Origin of the sequence: Flavobacterium sp. N2550 (assembly GCF_025947265.1) — a bacterium.
Taxonomy (GTDB): Bacteria; Bacteroidota; Bacteroidia; order Flavobacteriales; family Flavobacteriaceae; genus Flavobacterium; species Flavobacterium endophyticum.
Window position 1 is genome coordinate 3,834,020 of sequence record NZ_CP110007.1, and the last position, 15,152, is coordinate 3,849,171.

General features: G+C 44.1%; 21 protein-coding genes. 4 read left to right on the forward strand and 17 right to left on the reverse strand.

What is annotated here, in order from left to right:
* Positions 1-3: 3 nt before the first annotated feature.
* The 14 genes from OLM56_RS17235 to OLM56_RS17300 all read right to left on the reverse strand — a co-directional run bounded on the left by OLM56_RS17235 (position 4) and on the right by OLM56_RS17300 (position 8,991).
* Positions 4-1,656, reverse strand: a complete 1,653-nt coding sequence (locus OLM56_RS17235) for a leucine-rich repeat domain-containing protein (protein WP_264527851.1) — start codon at positions 1,654-1,656, stop codon at positions 4-6.
* Positions 1,657-1,667: 11 nt separating this feature from the next.
* Positions 1,668-2,192 carry a hypothetical protein gene (locus OLM56_RS17240; protein ID WP_264527852.1) on the reverse strand — a complete coding sequence of 175 codons (525 nt, stop codon included), beginning with the start codon at positions 2,190-2,192 and terminating at the stop codon, positions 1,668-1,670.
* A complete protein-coding gene (locus tag OLM56_RS17245) occupies positions 2,185-2,553 on the reverse strand; it encodes a carboxypeptidase-like regulatory domain-containing protein (RefSeq protein WP_264527853.1) in 369 nt (122 codons plus the stop codon). The genes OLM56_RS17240 and OLM56_RS17245 overlap by 8 nt, the downstream gene beginning before the upstream one ends.
* Before the next feature lie 2 nt (positions 2,554-2,555).
* Positions 2,556-2,984 (reverse strand): hypothetical protein, encoded by a 429-nt coding sequence (locus OLM56_RS17250; RefSeq protein ID WP_264527854.1) that lies wholly within the window; start codon positions 2,982-2,984, stop codon positions 2,556-2,558.
* 11 nt (positions 2,985-2,995) lie between these two features.
* Complete coding sequence (locus OLM56_RS17255) at positions 2,996-3,508, reverse strand: hypothetical protein (protein WP_264527855.1); 513 nt, start codon at positions 3,506-3,508, stop codon at positions 2,996-2,998.
* A 10-nt stretch (positions 3,509-3,518) separates the two neighbouring features.
* On the reverse strand, positions 3,519-3,719 hold the full coding sequence (locus OLM56_RS17260) for a hypothetical protein (protein WP_264527856.1): 201 nt from the start codon (positions 3,717-3,719) through the stop codon (positions 3,519-3,521).
* Complete coding sequence (locus OLM56_RS17265) at positions 3,712-3,915, reverse strand: hypothetical protein (protein WP_264527857.1); 204 nt, start codon at positions 3,913-3,915, stop codon at positions 3,712-3,714. The genes OLM56_RS17260 and OLM56_RS17265 overlap by 8 nt, the downstream gene beginning before the upstream one ends.
* A 2-nt stretch (positions 3,916-3,917) precedes the next feature.
* The gene (locus OLM56_RS17270; RefSeq protein ID WP_264527858.1) at positions 3,918-4,727 is read right to left on the reverse strand and encodes a hypothetical protein; all 810 of its coding nucleotides are present in this window, start codon (positions 4,725-4,727) and stop codon (positions 3,918-3,920) included.
* 2 nt (positions 4,728-4,729) lie between these two features.
* The gene (locus tag OLM56_RS17275; protein ID WP_264527859.1) at positions 4,730-5,014 is read right to left on the reverse strand and encodes a hypothetical protein; all 285 of its coding nucleotides are present in this window, start codon (positions 5,012-5,014) and stop codon (positions 4,730-4,732) included.
* A gap of 6 nt (positions 5,015-5,020) precedes the next feature.
* A complete protein-coding gene (locus OLM56_RS17280; protein WP_264527860.1) occupies positions 5,021-5,392 on the reverse strand; it encodes a hypothetical protein in 372 nt (123 codons plus the stop codon).
* 76 nt (positions 5,393-5,468) lie between these two features.
* Complete coding sequence (locus OLM56_RS17285; RefSeq protein ID WP_264527861.1) at positions 5,469-6,041, reverse strand: hypothetical protein; 573 nt, start codon at positions 6,039-6,041, stop codon at positions 5,469-5,471.
* Positions 6,042-6,103: 62 nt separating this feature from the next.
* The gene (locus tag OLM56_RS17290; RefSeq protein WP_264527862.1) at positions 6,104-6,685 is read right to left on the reverse strand and encodes a hypothetical protein; all 582 of its coding nucleotides are present in this window, start codon (positions 6,683-6,685) and stop codon (positions 6,104-6,106) included.
* A gap of 28 nt (positions 6,686-6,713) precedes the next feature.
* Positions 6,714-7,568, reverse strand: a complete 855-nt coding sequence (locus OLM56_RS17295; RefSeq protein ID WP_264527863.1) for a hypothetical protein — start codon at positions 7,566-7,568, stop codon at positions 6,714-6,716.
* 1 nt (position 7,569) lies between these two features.
* Positions 7,570-8,991 carry a hypothetical protein gene (locus tag OLM56_RS17300; RefSeq protein WP_264527864.1) on the reverse strand — a complete coding sequence of 474 codons (1,422 nt, stop codon included), beginning with the start codon at positions 8,989-8,991 and terminating at the stop codon, positions 7,570-7,572.
* A gap of 235 nt (positions 8,992-9,226) precedes the next feature.
* On the opposite strand from OLM56_RS17300, the gene OLM56_RS17305 reads away from it, so the two are divergent.
* Genes OLM56_RS17305 through OLM56_RS17315 form a run of 3 tightly spaced genes read left to right on the forward strand, consistent with a single transcriptional unit; the run spans position 9,227 to position 11,573 of the window.
* A complete protein-coding gene (locus tag OLM56_RS17305; protein ID WP_264527865.1) occupies positions 9,227-9,679 on the forward strand; it encodes a LexA family protein in 453 nt (150 codons plus the stop codon).
* The gene (locus OLM56_RS17310) at positions 9,679-10,944 is read left to right on the forward strand and encodes a Y-family DNA polymerase (RefSeq protein WP_264527866.1); all 1,266 of its coding nucleotides are present in this window, start codon (positions 9,679-9,681) and stop codon (positions 10,942-10,944) included. Before OLM56_RS17305 ends, OLM56_RS17310 begins: the two co-directional genes overlap by 1 nt.
* Positions 10,945-10,946: 2 nt before the next feature.
* A complete protein-coding gene (locus OLM56_RS17315) occupies positions 10,947-11,573 on the forward strand; it encodes an SOS response-associated peptidase (protein ID WP_264527867.1) in 627 nt (208 codons plus the stop codon).
* Here OLM56_RS17315 and OLM56_RS17320 read toward each other — a convergent pair.
* Complete coding sequence (locus tag OLM56_RS17320) at positions 11,570-11,977, reverse strand: hypothetical protein (RefSeq protein ID WP_264527868.1); 408 nt, start codon at positions 11,975-11,977, stop codon at positions 11,570-11,572. The two genes, OLM56_RS17315 and OLM56_RS17320, sit on opposite strands and share 4 nt — an antisense overlap.
* Positions 11,974-12,441 (reverse strand): hypothetical protein, encoded by a 468-nt coding sequence (locus tag OLM56_RS17325; protein WP_264527869.1) that lies wholly within the window; start codon positions 12,439-12,441, stop codon positions 11,974-11,976. The genes OLM56_RS17320 and OLM56_RS17325 overlap by 4 nt, the downstream gene beginning before the upstream one ends.
* An 817-nt stretch (positions 12,442-13,258) precedes the next feature.
* Between OLM56_RS17325 and OLM56_RS17330 the strand changes: the two genes are divergently transcribed.
* On the forward strand, positions 13,259-14,344 hold the full coding sequence (locus OLM56_RS17330) for a RelA/SpoT domain-containing protein (RefSeq protein WP_264527870.1): 1,086 nt from the start codon (positions 13,259-13,261) through the stop codon (positions 14,342-14,344).
* Positions 14,345-14,425: 81 nt separating this feature from the next.
* Here OLM56_RS17330 and OLM56_RS17335 read toward each other — a convergent pair whose 3' ends face one another.
* Entirely contained in the window at positions 14,426-15,145 is a 720-nt protein-coding gene (locus OLM56_RS17335; protein WP_264527871.1) for a DNA methyltransferase, read from the reverse strand.
* Positions 15,146-15,152: the final 7 nt, after the last annotated feature.

Below are 15,152 nucleotides of genomic sequence, written 5' to 3' on the forward strand. Positions count from 1 at the left end.
TATCTAAATATTGCAGGATACATTTACCCCGTCGGTTAATAGATCATTATAAAGCACAAGGTTGGCACCCGTAACCGCCTCGTTGCCTGTTCCGTTCATGTCTAGGCTTGCCGGCATTATTCCGTTATCATTCAGGTAATTCAGTATCGTTGCTATTTCTGCCTCAGGCAGAAGGTTATTTCTCAGGTTGATCGCTACGCCGTCCTTTATGATAGACAGCGGCCCGATATCATTTATAAGATTGTCATTCGCGGCTAGATATGTAAGGTCGGGGCTGTTTTCCAAGAATAGGTTGACAAGCTGGTTATTCCTGATCCTTAATTCTTGCAGCGCCACGAGAGCCGAACCGTCGAACGCTCCTAAAGAACATACTGCCGCCCTAACATTTACAAGGCCTGTACACTGGTCAAGTCCGATGATAGCGCCTAAAAGAGGGTTGCTCTCGCAGTTGAATATCTCAAGGCTAGGCGTACCTATATTCAGGTTTCTCATGTCGTTAAATGAGCAGTCAAGCGAAATAAGATTTGCATTTGCCGAGACGTCCATGTTCTTCATGAGATTGTTGTTAGCGATCACGGTCGATAGGTTCTCATAGATGCTCCAGTATATTTCGCTTTCGATGCTGTTGTGCGAGATATCGACATATTCAAGGTTAGGTAGCGTCGAGATTTCTATATTCGTAAGCCCTGCTTCCTGCAAATCCAAGTAGGTTGCTGCCTCATTATTACCGCCAAGCTGAACGCTGTTGCCGTCTACGAAACAAGTCGTAAAATTCACGTTGCCCTCTCCGGTATTCCAATTATTGATTGCAGCATTCCATTGCGCTGCGTTTTCAAGTTCCGTTACTCCCATATTGGCAGCTCGTTCCTCGATATCATCGAATGTCAGGGCGATGAACATTATCGGAGGTTCAGGAACGGCAGTCACTACTGCCAGCAGGGTGATATCTGCCGAGGCAGGCAGCTGATATATGTCGCCTGCTTCCAAGCCAGCAAAAAGGGCTTCGGTATTGTTTGCAAATTCGCCTTTTATCTGGAATGCAGGCGTTGAGCCGTCGTCAGGCAGCTCGCCTGAATCCGAGTATTTGTTGAAGTCGGCCTCTACGCATTGCTTTTGCCCGAAGCCGTAGATGCCGAACCCTTGCGAGCTGTCAGCGCCTCTGAAAACGTAAAGATGCGTCTTGCCGTCCTGACCGAACTGGATAAGATAGGTCTTTGTAACATCTGACAGGTCAAGTCCTTCAGGGTCGAAATTGATAGTCTCGACAAAAGCCGTATCGGCAGAAATATTTCCAAGGTTTCTGAAAACGGTATTTGCAAGGTTGACATCGGCTGCCGATGCGATAAGGTTGGAACTCTCGAAGATGATATCCGTACCGATCACGACATTTCCGATCGGCGAAAACTCGCCTTCGCCTTTTGCCCACTTATAGCGCTCGAAGTACTGGCGTGTCACGTCAGTCTCGGCATTGTAAGAAAGCCTTACCAGACTCAGGATCACATTCTCGTTGCTTGCGACTGTCAGGCTGGAAAAAATCGTAAAGAGCATCATAAAGCTGCTCTCGTCCGCATAATAGCCCAGGAACTGCTCGCGCCATGTGATGCTTTGAGGTTCCTGCGGTCCGTTATTTCTTGGCACTATTACTATTCCTGACATTTGAAAAGATTTTAATTAGCGTTATGGCGGCAAGTGCGCCCAGTATTATTTTTGTCGTGTTGCTGCTGCTTTTTTTTTTTTAGCGGCCTGTCGAATATCGCGATCGCATCGGCATAGTCCTGGTCTGTCACGAAACTGGAATAGCTGGAGCCGTTTTCGACATAGCTGATAGCCTTGCAGAGCGAAATCAGGCTTTCTGCCGTCAGCTCGATAGGAACGTTTGCCGCATAGCCGACCATCGATGCTACCTGCTTTATATAGGCTGCCGTGTTGTTCTCGATCGGCGGGGCATAGACAGTAATCAGCTTCTCGATGGTGTTGGTGCCCTGAGCGATCTTGTTATAGATCAGCACCATCTTTGCCCTGATTCCTTGGTGCAGGTACTGGAACTGCTCGAAAGTCTTTCCGGCATCCGTATTGCGAGAGAAAGGTATCTTTCCCACCCAGTCGTTTGCGGCCGAATATCTGATATTGCCCGGATTGTTGTTTCTCAATCCTCTCGGCAGGTCCGTTCTGTTCAGGTATGATCTAGCCATTGATTTTTACTTTTTGCGGTTTCTGCTTGAAAAATGAAGTGAGCGCCCATACTGCCAAGGCGGTACCTCCGACTATAAGGAACAGGTTTGGCTTCTTCTGTCCGGTTATCTCTACCGGCTCAAGGTCGATATCTGCCGGTACCAAGTTCACGAACTGGCTGAAGGTTCCGGCTGCGATAACCTGGTCCTTGAATCCCAAGTGCGAAAACCTTATCAGGGATGCGGGCGATGATGCGACAAGCGTAAAAGAGCCGTTGTTTGAGGTCGTCGTGCCGTTTGCCGTTCCTACCTCTGTCACGTCTACGCCAGGCAGTCCGTTGTAATCTCCATCTGCGTAAATTCTTCCGGTTACTATTTTCATGGCTATAGGTAATTAGGGTATTTCAGTCTCAGTGTCTCGTAGCTTGATTCAGACAGTTCGTTCTCCAGCCAAAACTGGAGATCGTAGCGGTCAAGGTCGGAAAACGGGTTAAGGTTTACCTGATTGCCCAGCGTCGGGTTATATTTCAACTGTCCGAATTTCTGAATCACCTGCGCAAACTGCGCCTGGCTGACGTTTTTCAGGGCGGCAAAAATCATGTTTTCGTTTGTTCCGCTCTGATACATCGCCTTCCACAATGTCGTTGCCGTTACAAACGGGTCAAACTTTCCAGTATCGGGAACAGTATTGCCGTTTCCTGTAGGGTCCGTATCTGAGCCGCCGTCCTTTGGCTTGAAAGCATAATAGGCAGCCACAATAAGGACTAAAGCGCCGCCTCCGTATATCAGGTAATTTTTTTGTGTCTGTGTCATAAGGTTCTGTTTTAGAAAAAGCCAGGTATAAGGAATCGAAGCTCGGCCATCTGCGCCGACGAGAACTGATTTTTAAGCCACTCGAAAAGAGTAAGGTTTCCTGCAAGCAGGGTACCCCTGCGCTCTCCGAATGCGTTGTAAACCTTCACGACCGCATTATAGTTAAGTCCGGCAAGCTGCAATTTCACGTTGTCGAAATCGTTAGAAACCCATCCGATTGATGCATAGATAGCATCCGCCCTTGTCTGCGCCTGTGAATCCGTAATATTAGAGGCTCCGTATCTTGAAATTTCCTTCAGCCTTATAAAGCGGTCGGACCATACGCGGTAGGCCACATAGCCTACCCCTAGGATAAATAATGTCTTTAGCACGAACGGAATGACAGAAGCCGTCTGCTTGACGACCTCTGCCTGAGTTTCCGCGCTTTTTTTAATGGCATTTTGTCCTGCTGGTGAAGCAACAACCAAAGCCGCAGGATTACTCATGCCATTATTTTTGCCTTTTGTATTTGCTGGTGCTGCCATTCTTGTCTTGTTAAGCGAACATTCCTTTAAGCAATGTCCAGTTTTCTTTTAGTGCCGCCAGGGCTTTCGGGTTCTTTGCGATATCGATGATTCTCTGCTGGTCCTCGGCTTCGAGGTTTGAGATTGCTCTTAAAAGCGTTTCCTTGTCTTTCAGGCGGTGCGGCGTGTCCGCATCGACCTTTAGTTCTACATTGATAATTTTGCTAGGCATCCTTATTATTGTTTTTGTTTAGCCTCAGTAATTCCTCTTCTAAAAGAGAGATTCTTAATTCATAACTTTCTAAAACTGGAATAATCTCTCTTACGAAAAGAGAAACATTCAAATCATTTGGACAGTTATTTTTACCCTTTTTGCACCAATCTTTAATTTGTGCTACGATAGATATTTCTGTGATTTTGCTAGGCATAGTTATACGGTTGTTAGGTTGTGCTTGATCATAAGCTCGTTCAGTTCTGCGTCAAAATCAGGCTTTTCGGCCATTCCCTTGATAAGCAGGGCAAGGTCATTCAAGAAATTCTCGTCTGCGTTCTGTGCCAGGCCGATGAAATACTGCTGCACTGGCGTAGCGTTTGCTCCCGACAGTCCGGCAGTCGCAATCGCTTCTTGCGGGGTAAGGAACTTTTGGGCGACAAGGGAAAGGAGCGGCGCGAAAGTCTGCGCAAGCTCATTGTTTGCCTTGGTCTTTTCGACCGTCTTGGTTCCGACAAGCTCATTTGTCAGCACTTCCTTTTCAAGCTTCTTGTTTTCTGCTTCCAGCACTCCAACTTTTACCTTCAGTTCTTGGTTTTCCTGAAACAGCCTGCTATGGTCCTGCATCTTGTAGGCAACGTCGACCATGTTTAGGCCTGCCATTCCGTTCATTCCGAAACCGAACATATCCTGCATCGGAACAGCCTTATGCATGACGGGGCTTTGCTGCGGCTGGGTTGTTGCGGCAGATTGGATCGTATCGCTGCCGTTCCTGTCCATAAGGTCGGCATGGTATTCGCCGACTGCCTTGAAGCCGCTGCCGTTCTTGCGGCGGTCCCTGATCAGAAGCCTGTTGATTCCCTGCCCGTGCATCCACTCGAAAAAGCCTTCTACGCTTCCGTAACTTTCTTCAAGTGCTGCTCCGGTTGCATCAGTGACGACCTTGATAAGGGTGTCCTTGTCAGTTACCGTTACTGCATTAAGGGGATCTGATTTTAATCTTGATATTGTGTTACTCAGTTGCTTCATGATTAACATTCTTTTGTTTTTCTATAATCCATTATTGCAAGCCCTCCGACCTTGGTAGCAAAATCAACAGTCATCTCGATCTCGAACGGAAAGCCGTCGCCATCGATATCGAATTTCGGCGGCGCCAAATGGACCAAAGGATCGAACGCAGGAAGCGTACGGGTAACGTTTGTTATGGTAAACAGAACGTCCGTCGTTCCATGGTTGGCAAGCGTAAGGCTCGTAAGCCCTTTTTCCCTTACCTTCCTTTTTTCCGTGATATTCTCGCTGTTGTATGTTGCTGTCATGGGTTGTTAGATATTGCATTCTTTGTTAAGATTCTCGTAAACGAAAATCAGTTCCGTCAGGAAGTCGCCAGTAAATGCTTCCGTAGCAAGCACCTCATAGGTGTAGGTCTTTCCCCCTTCAATCTGCAAGGGCTTGATGCCGTCCACATAGGATGCCTCTCTGCTTCTGTAATTGTCGATGTGCTGGAGTTCCGAAATGAACTCGCCGCCGACGTTCTTGATTGAAGCCCTCACGAAACCCGTATTGTTCAATTCTCCCTTGTAGATCATGCAGCCCAATATCTTGCCTGCCGGCAGCTCAAATCTTTCTTTGTTGCTGGTAGAGCCTGCTGCAACCGTAAGGGGAACTATATGCTCAATTGTCGATCTAGTACTCATGTTATTTTTTTTTTGATTAAAAAAAGCCAAGCCTTTGCGACTTGGCTTTTTCAATTACAACTCAACTAAACTAAAACTATGCGCGGTCTGTATCTACAAACTCAAAGCCTCTGATCTCAACCTTAAAAGCTTGATCTACGGCTGCAGCTCCTGCTAAAGCGGCCTTGATAGAATAGATCACGTCAGGACGCAGGTTGAAAGGGACTACTGATCTGAAAATGTAGTCATCCCCTGAAACAGCCTTGAAGTTCGAGACGTCAGATCCGGAAGTTCTTAAAAGGTCTGCTCCTTGGTTTATGATCAGCTCTCCATTCTTGAAAATTTCAGGCGCTGCCGTCTTTCCAAAAGATGCCGTCAAGATACCTGCCGCCTGAACTCCGGCAGTAGTATCGAATGTCACACGAATTTCAGTTGCAAAAAAATCTGTACCGGTCGGGATGGTATTTCCTTTTAGCGATCTTTCGCCAATTGCATCCTGATATTTTGAAAGGACGATTTCTCCGTTAACCAATTGGTTAAGAAATCCCGTCCAGTAATGCGTTACGGACTTGATTGCCTTGTTATTTGAGATAGGCAAGCTAGTGCCAGGCTGGATAGCTCCTTTAAAAGCTAAAATTTCTTGCAATGTTAAACTTGAATTTGATTTCATTTTACAGTGATTTTTAAATTTTTATAATTTTTTATTTTATTGATTATCCTTTTTTGGTTCCGCTAAAGTGCAACGAGCGCCTGGCCTGTTCCGATAGCATTGTCAAAAGCGTTTGCGCTTTCTCCAAATCTTCCTGACGGAGCCATATCGCTATATGCGCCAATTGCCGGCATGATCATTCCCATGCCTCTCTTTTTTCTTCGGCCGTTCATCGGATAGGCAGGATATGCCTGCACCTTGTCGCCACATGCGCAGCCTAGCCCGACAGATTTAGCAATAGCGCGCTGGAGCTTGTCGCCCGACGCAGCCATTTTCTGTACCGCAGTGCTTTTCCCTGCCAAAGATTTTACGATCGCGTAGCCCTGCTGTCCTGCAATACCGTAGCATACTCCTTTTACAAGAAGGCTCACTACGTCGTTGCTCTTGATGGCCGCGCCTAATCCGCCGCCCACGACAACAAGCGCGCCTCTTTTCAGAAGCCCCATATTGTCATGCTTCTTTTTCTCGGCAGCATCCGCAATCGCTTTTTCCTCGTCATGGATGACTGAGAAAACGCCGTTAGATACGGCTGATCCGACAACAACACCACCAGCAACTGAGGCGGCGTTTTTCACATCGTTTCCTGATGGTTTCCCTACTTTCATTGTTTCTAATTTTTATTTATAATTGTTTTTACTTGTCTTTGTTTTTCTTCTTGCCGTCCGGTGACAGCAGGTAGTATGCAAGCGCGCCGAAGCCTAGAATCGCCCAGATATTTGTTTTCTTTTTGGGAGTTTCTGTAATCGGCTGTTTTACCGTTGCCGGTATCTTGATGATCGGCTTTACCGGCTCCTGGTTTTGGACAGGCGCCGTTGGCGTCGTTCCTACCGGCAGGAATGTCTGATTCTGTGCCGCGTTCCCGCCCAGGTAGTTGAAGCACGCATAAGATGCGCTGCTGCCTGTTATCAATGGCGCATAAGGCGAAAAATCCGTAATTGCAACCGACACCTGCACGCTTGCAAGATTTGCAGACGATACCGCGTTTTCGATTATATCTTCTATCGGGTTGAGCAGCTCGTCGATCAGCGACAGTCGCCAGGCGATCGCATTTGCCGAAAGCCCTACCATTTCGTTATTCATGAAATAGCTTCTTACTACGCACATCTTGTTAAGTGCCGCATTGATGCCCGTCAGCTGAGCTGCAAAATCCTGCTGCTGCAATGCGGCCGACAATCCTTCCGCAAGCTTTTTGTAGAATGGCGAAAATTTTTCCGTATTCCACTTTGTAAGTATCACTTCTTCAGATGCGGTCGGCTCGTATTCTACAGTGCCGCGATTCCACCAGCCATTATTGGGATCCGCTGGATTAGTCCAGTCTTGAACTAAATTACGTAACTCGCTAGCTACTGCTGGTCCTATGATAGGAACAGAATCAATAATACTAATTGCCGCATTGACAAGCTTTTTCATCAGCCTGCCGAACCAGCCGTTTAGGCCTGTGCCTGGATATGATTTTGCGGGTAATCTGTTTATCGCTGCTGGTAGCATATTATTTCGTGTTAGGTGTTTTTGCTTGTTTAGACGGCTGGTCTTTCATCTGCGTAAAGGCGTAACCCACTCCTATCGCTACAAACAGCCAGCCGACTATTCCGAAGCCTGCCTGAGAGGTACTTTTGTCTACGGGAATGATCCCGCCGCCCGTGCCCTGTCCGTTGCCGGACTGCCCGTTTCCTGCTTGGTTTCCGCCGCCGTTGTTTGGTGAGACAGAAGAAATGATATTGGAAAGCCCCTGTAAGAACTGCGCCGTATTGAATGAGGCAGGCGAATTGATATTCTCTGCCGCGTATGGCGTGATCTCGAAAGCCGGTATCAGTAATACTCCTGTCTTTACGGACCATGTATATTTTGGCTCAGTCAGATTCACGTTGTGCAGCCACAGTCCTATGCTTTCGGTGGCTGTCGAAGGGTGCTTGAAAACTACTGAGCCGTTTGCCGCTCCTTTGGTGAAATATTTGTCAAGGTATGCCGTCAGTCCTGCGCCTACCGTGTCTCTATAGAACTTGCTGATCTTGATTGCCGCGTCGAAATTCCTGCTGGAGCATGAGTTCCAGCTTTTCTCGCGCTTCTTGTTCTCATACCCGGTAACGAACATCTTTGCCGATCCGTAGAATTCGTTTATCTGTGTCGATAGCGCCTCGTAATTCCGTGCCGTGATCGCAGCATTCATTTCAGCGATCGTGTCGTTGAAATAAGTGGTGATGGCGTTCATGTTGGCGTTGAGCTTTGGCGCGTCAAAGGCAGTGCCTCCGATACAGCTTATGCTCGAAAGCAGGTTTTTCACGTCTCCGAACTCAAAGCCGTTGAGCCCTTGGTTCGGGTGTGTCCTTGTTCCGTTAAGTACGTAGTGTGGTAAGCTCATATCTAAATCACTTTTATCAATTCTTGCCGGCTCTTGCATCGTGGCCAGCGTACCGTCGATCGTGTAATATCCTTTGTCCGTCTTTCCCGTCTTTTGGTCCTTCGGCACTATCACGTACACATGGGTCCATTCCGAGGGCTGCCAGTCAGCCTGCTTGATCTTTCTTATCGAGTGCCTTATGCCGAGGCTTGCCAGTATGCAGCTTGCGATTATCGAATAGCTCTTGCAGTCGATCCCGTTTTTGCGGTCGTGCCAGCTGCACGCCAGCGTCCTTAAAAACTGGTCTTCCTGGTCTGCATGGTACTGGAAATGGCTGTACAGGAAATCATGTATTGCAATCGCCGTCTTTTCGAGCGTTTCCTTCTCTAATACGACTGCCAGGTCTTCTGCCTGCCATGAATATTCCTCGACAACGCTTTTCATCTGGTTGATTGAGAAATCCGTCATGCCTTTTCCCTTGTATTGGCTTACGCATTGGCCTTTCGGTATCAGGTGATCATATTCTGATCCTGATTTTATTTCCCTATAGTTCAAGATGTCCGCTTCGCTCATAACCTCTTTTATGGAACAAATGAAGCGGATAAAAAAAATAAGGTGCGTCAGTTTGACGCGATTCGACGTGATTCGACGCGGTTTGCTGTGATTCGACGCGATTCGACACGAAATTGCAACCCAGTTTTGCAATTCTTTTTTGCGGTTGTGAGATTTCCTACATTAAATGTTAATAGTGTGCAGGCATGAAAAAAAGTGTTCAGAATTTAGATAGTTTTGTATTCAAATATGAATTATGAAAGTGATAAGGATGCATGAAAGCGAAACCATGGAATTTTACACGGCAAGCACCGAGACGATGATGAGCCTGCCTTTTGTCGATGGCGGGGTTTCTGCCGGGTTTCCTTCTCCGGCAGAAGATTTCCTAGAGAACGAGCTTGATTTCAACGCGACTTTTATAAAGCACCCAAGCGCGACATTCTATGCCAAGGTGAAAGGCAACTCCATGAAGGATGCAGGAATATCAAACGGCGATATCATGGTAATCGACAAATCGCTTGAGCCGAAAAACGGAGATATTGCAGTATGCTACCTGGACGGCGAGTTCACTGTAAAGACCATTATGATAGAAAAAGATATTGTTTGGCTCGTCGCACAGAACGAGCAGTATGCCCCTATCAAGGTTACTTCCGAAAACGAGCTTATAATCTGGGGCATCGTAATAAACGTAATCAAATCTTTCAGGTAATGTTTGCACTTGTAGACTGCAATAATTTTTACGCCAGCTGCCAGCGCGTATTTGACCCGTCGCTGATAGGAAAGCCGATCGCTATCCTGTCAAATAATGACGGCTGCGTCATTGCAAGATCGAACGAGTGCAAGCCGTATATTCCGATGGGTGCGCCTGCGCACCAGTTCAAGGAAGAATTTGAGAAAAACAATGTCCATGTGTTTTCAAGCAATTACGCATTGTACGGCGATATGTCCAAGCGAGTGATGTCTACCCTTGCAGAGTTCACGCCTGATATGGAAGTCTATTCCGTTGATGAGGCATTCCTGAAATTTATCGGCTTTGAAAATTACGACCTACTGGAATATGGCAGGAACATACACAGGCGCGTGATGAAATGCACGGGCATACCCGTTTCAATCGGCATAGCCCCGACAAAGGCTCTTGCAAAAATTGCAAACCGGATCGCAAAGAAGTTTCCGGACCGCACAGCCAACGCCTATGTGATCGATACTGAAGAAAAAAGGATAAAGGCCCTGAAATGGTTAGAGATAGGCGATGTTTGGGGAATCGGCAGGCAGCATGCTAAAAAGCTGCTGGCGCTGAATGTCAGGACCGCCTACCAGTTTACGCAGATGTCAGACGACTGGGTGAGGCACAATATGTCGGTTGTCGGGCTCAGGCTGAAGCATGACCTTCAAGGAATCAGCTCTATTGATTTCGAGGAAGTAAAGCCGAAACAGAACATTGCCTGTAACAGGAGCTTTGACAGGATGCTCAGGGATAAGGAGGACCTTCGCGAAAGGATATCGACCTTTGCTGGAACGGTGGCCGAGAAGCTTAGAAACGATAAGCTGCATGCGAATTCGATAGATGTCGTATTATGGTCCAACCCATTCAGGGAAGACCTGCCGCAATACGCGAAAAGAATACGGATCAAGACAGAATTTCCCACCAATTCGACTTTCGAGATAAACAGGCTTGCCTTGATCGCGCTTGATATGGCTTTCAAGCAGGGCATCGACTACAAAAAGGCAGGCGTCATGGTCGGGTCCATAACTCCGGCCGACTGCTATCAGATGAAAATTTTCGGAGGCGAGAACCCGAAGCACCAAGACGTATTGAAGGTGATTGACAGGCTGAACAGGAAGATCGGGAATACAAAGATCAGGTTCGGGGCTCAGAGCCTCAAAAGAAAATGGAAGATGAGAAGGGAAAGGCTTTCGCCGTCATACACGAGCCGCTGGAGCGACCTAATAACAATCAACTGCGAAAACTGCTAATTATGTGTTTCTTCTATGCTCAGCTCAAATCAAAAAAAGAACTTGAAGCCAGGTTCGATGCCCTAGTTGAATCTGACGAGGATATTTTCGAGATCGGAGATTTCAACGGCTTTGCAAATCCGTACACTCCCATCATTTCGGATGCAAGCCCAAAGATAATAGAGGCCGCGCAATGGGGTCTTGTTCCGGCATTTGCAGCTGATAACATAAAAGGTTTCCGGGAAGATGCAAATACGCTTAACGCACGCATTGAGGGTATCGAGAAAAAAAACTCATTCAGGAACAGCATCGGCAACAGATGCCTGGTAGTGGCAAGCGAATTTTACGAATGGAAGCATATTGGAAAGGAAAAGATCAAGCATAGGATTTATACTAAAGACGGCCAGCCATTCGCATTAGCCGGAATATACAGCCCTATCGACGATATCAAGACCTTTTCGATACTTACTACAGAAGCCAACGAGCTTATGGCCGAAATCCACAATACAAAAAAAAGAATGCCGGTAGTCTTACAGAGGGATGAAGAAAAGCTTTGGCTGGACGGCGATCCGCTTGCATCCTATCACAGCAGGAAAGAGATAGAGCTGATTGCAGAGCCTATCGGACCGTTTCAGGGCCAGCTTTTCTAGCAGATATCCACAGGCATATTCTCAAAAAGGATATGCTGTCGGGTGTACCTGCCTCCTTTCACGCTCCAGACGATATCAAGAAAAGCCTTGCTGTTTTCAAATTGCGCAATTACCTTCTGCAATATCAATTTTTCGTTTCTCGGAAATTCTCTTCTTTCAAATCCTACCTTAAAAGATGCAACGATCTCGATGATAGTCTCGTCCTGTTCGATCGGGTCGATATAATCCGCAGAATTGATGTCTCCATATTGTTCGCTTGCATAGCAGTCAACTACCTTTGGATTGCCGGTCTTCAGTTCCTGCAAAACCATCTTTGGAACAATTATGTTTAGGTCGTCATTATCCAGTTCCGGCAGCTCTAGATTTTCTGAAAGAAGTATCGAGTATATTGTTCTTGTATTCATTTGCCTAATCTACGAAATAATTGCAAAAGTATATTGCAAAAAAAACCACCTAAGTGGTGGTTTTTTTTTTTCTTTATGAGTACTTCCGCATAAATTATTTCGCCATCTTCTGATGACCCGGTCGTAACTTCAACCTTGCATGAATAATTTTTATGGCTTGTTGCCCAATGTAAAAATTTTTTAAGCTTGGAAATGTTTCTTTTATGGGTAAGGTCTATTTCATAATAAATTTCACGGTCGGGAAATTCAGTAATATAATCTTTTATACATTCGCATACAGTATGCTTGACGTTATGATCAACAGCTAATTCACTGCCTCCATTTAGGTTTTGCAAATCGACCTTAAATCTTCCTGACCTTGGGTCTAAATCTTCCTCAAATGTAACTTGGTAATAAATATTGTTGTCTGTCGTAAAAGAATATACAGCTATTCCATAAATGGATTCCTTCTTGTAGTCAAGCATAGAAAATTAGGCTTTCGATCTTATCGTGTTCTTAAATGCCTTAATCGAAGCGTCAATTAATTCGTTTTTTCTTTCAATAGCTTGCTTAATCCTACTTACCTTCTCTGGTGATGGATTGTTATCAACAGAGAACTCAATACTATTTCTTTCGAAGTAGTCGTACAATGACTTTAAGTCTTTTGAATCTGTTAATGTGCTCATTTTTAATTTTATATAGTTTTGTTTAATCGCTTATTACCGGGGTGCAAAGATACTTTTTTTATTTACAAATAAAAATAAAAAAAAATCAAATATTTATAAACCAAAATCATGCCATTATTGACCACATGAACGCTTAAAAATATCCAATTTGTTTTTGTACTTGGTAATATTATAAAAAAAATATGAATTGAATGTTAAAATCGATGAAATGCACCATATTTTAACATTTGAATGGCATATGAATGTATTTCGTCGATGTTTTTGACTAAATAAAACTCTTATTAATATTTTTTTCTTTAACAAATTTAATGATTTTTATGATTCAATCAGGCCAAAAAAAGGTTAATTTAACCTATTGAAAGAGTTAATTGCAATAGTAAATTGATAAATATATAGTGTCAATGGTCTTATAATTTATTAAATATATGCTAATTGACAACTGTTTGATTTATAGCAAATTGCAAATTACGCCCTATTATGTTATGAAAACGTTTTCAGAATGTCAATTTAACGTATTTTTGAGCTATTCATAGACTAAATTTGGACTTTTGTATTATGTCTTGATAAGTTTGTAAGAGAACTAATTCATTTTGAATTAAAGGCAATCGGAAAATATATGATGTATTCAAAATATGAAATCACTAAAGCCGGCAACACACTCCTGACATCTAAGTCAGCCGATGAAATTAACCAGGCATTAAATAAGATTAACGACTGGAGGACCAATCACCTACAGCCGTTAAAAGTGCTTAAACGTAGGCTAGTAAAAACATTAGAAAGAAATCGGATTGAGCCTTACTTGATTTCCCAAAGACTCAAGAGGCTGACCTCTATTGAATATAAATTAGACCTTAATCCCAAGATGGGCTTAGGACGAATGCAAGATATTGGAGGATTTCGTATTGTGCTAAAAGACTCTAAAGACTTATTCAAGCTCAAAAAATATATTGAAAACGAATCATACAAAAGGTTATTTGACAAAACAAAAGACTACGTTTCGATGCCAAAAACATCCGGCTATAGAGGCGTTCATTACATCTATAAATATAATTCTTCTGTAGACAAATATAATGGATTGCAGGTCGAATTGCAGATAAGGACAAAGCTGCAGCACTATTGGGCAACAGCTGTTGAAACGGCCGGAATCATAACTAAAACCTCATTAAAATCAAGCCAGGGACCTGATGAGTGGCTAGAATTTTTCAAAATAGTAAGCTCTTTGTTTGCGCTTAAAGAGAAATTACCGGTTCTTGAAATTCATGAAAATACAACAATGGAAGAACTTATGATATCTTGCTATGACATGTGTAAAGAATTGAATTTTATTGATACTTTAAAAGCCTTGCGTGTTACAACTAACCATTTGGAAGAACAAAAATTTCCGGGAGACTACTACTTGCTTAATATTGATGTTGTTCAAAAAGGAGTCACACTGAACGTTTACACCAAATCACAATATAATCTTGCAACAGAAAACTATTTACGATTAGAGAAATCCATTGACAATACTAAAAATGCAGTAGTACTAGTTTCGGCGACATCCTTTAAGTCATTAAAAAAAGCATACCCTAGTTACTTTTTAGATACTTCTGAGTTTCTAAATGCTTTAGAAAGAATAAACAATAATTGCATAAAGCTTAAATTAGTTAAAACCCGGAAGTACCTACCAACAGTAACACCTATTTTTCCTGACAGTGCTTAAATAACATAAAAGCTAAAGCCACTAGATAGGCTGTCCTTCCCTCTTGAAAATAGAACTAGTATTTTCATTAAAATTATTTAGTTAAATAAACAAACGCAATTGCTTCTTGAAATTTTCAAATCTTTCTTGCTCATCAGCAAAGTAACTTCCATCTATTTCACAAGCAGTAAATTCAATAGTGCCAAACTTAAAAGCAGTAATACGATGGCTTCCTGAGCCAAGATGAGTATCAAGCACTTTCATTCCTTCAGCAACAAAATCATTATAAATCTTATCATACAATTCAACCGGCTTTTGCGTCGGGTGTATCTTCTTTTCCTTATTCCCTCCTCCGGTGTTTGAAATGCGATACATCTTTGCAGGCTTGTCAAACGAAGTCCAAGCCATTTCCCATTGCGAGAAGTTATCCCATGGCTGGAGCTTATCCCAACAGATGATGCAGCGCGTCGGCGGTAGGTCAAAGTAATTGCCTCCCCAAATAATCTGATGCTTTGACACCCTGAACAGCTCATCAAAATATTCTCTGCCAGGCTTTTCATAATCCCAATGGATAATTGAAGTATTTAGGTTCCTGTTTTTTAATTTGCCCCCCCTTGAATTAAGCCTCCCTTTTTTCAGCTTCATTGCGACGGATTCGCCTGGGTATCCGTCTCCCTTCCGAGTAAGGTGGGTTCCCATATTCATATTGGGTGCGTTGATTCCGTATGGCGGATCGACAATTGCAATATCAAAATGATTGTCAGGGTAATTGCGCATGACTTCCATGCAGTCGAGATTAAAAACAGTTGAAGAACCACACATAATTATA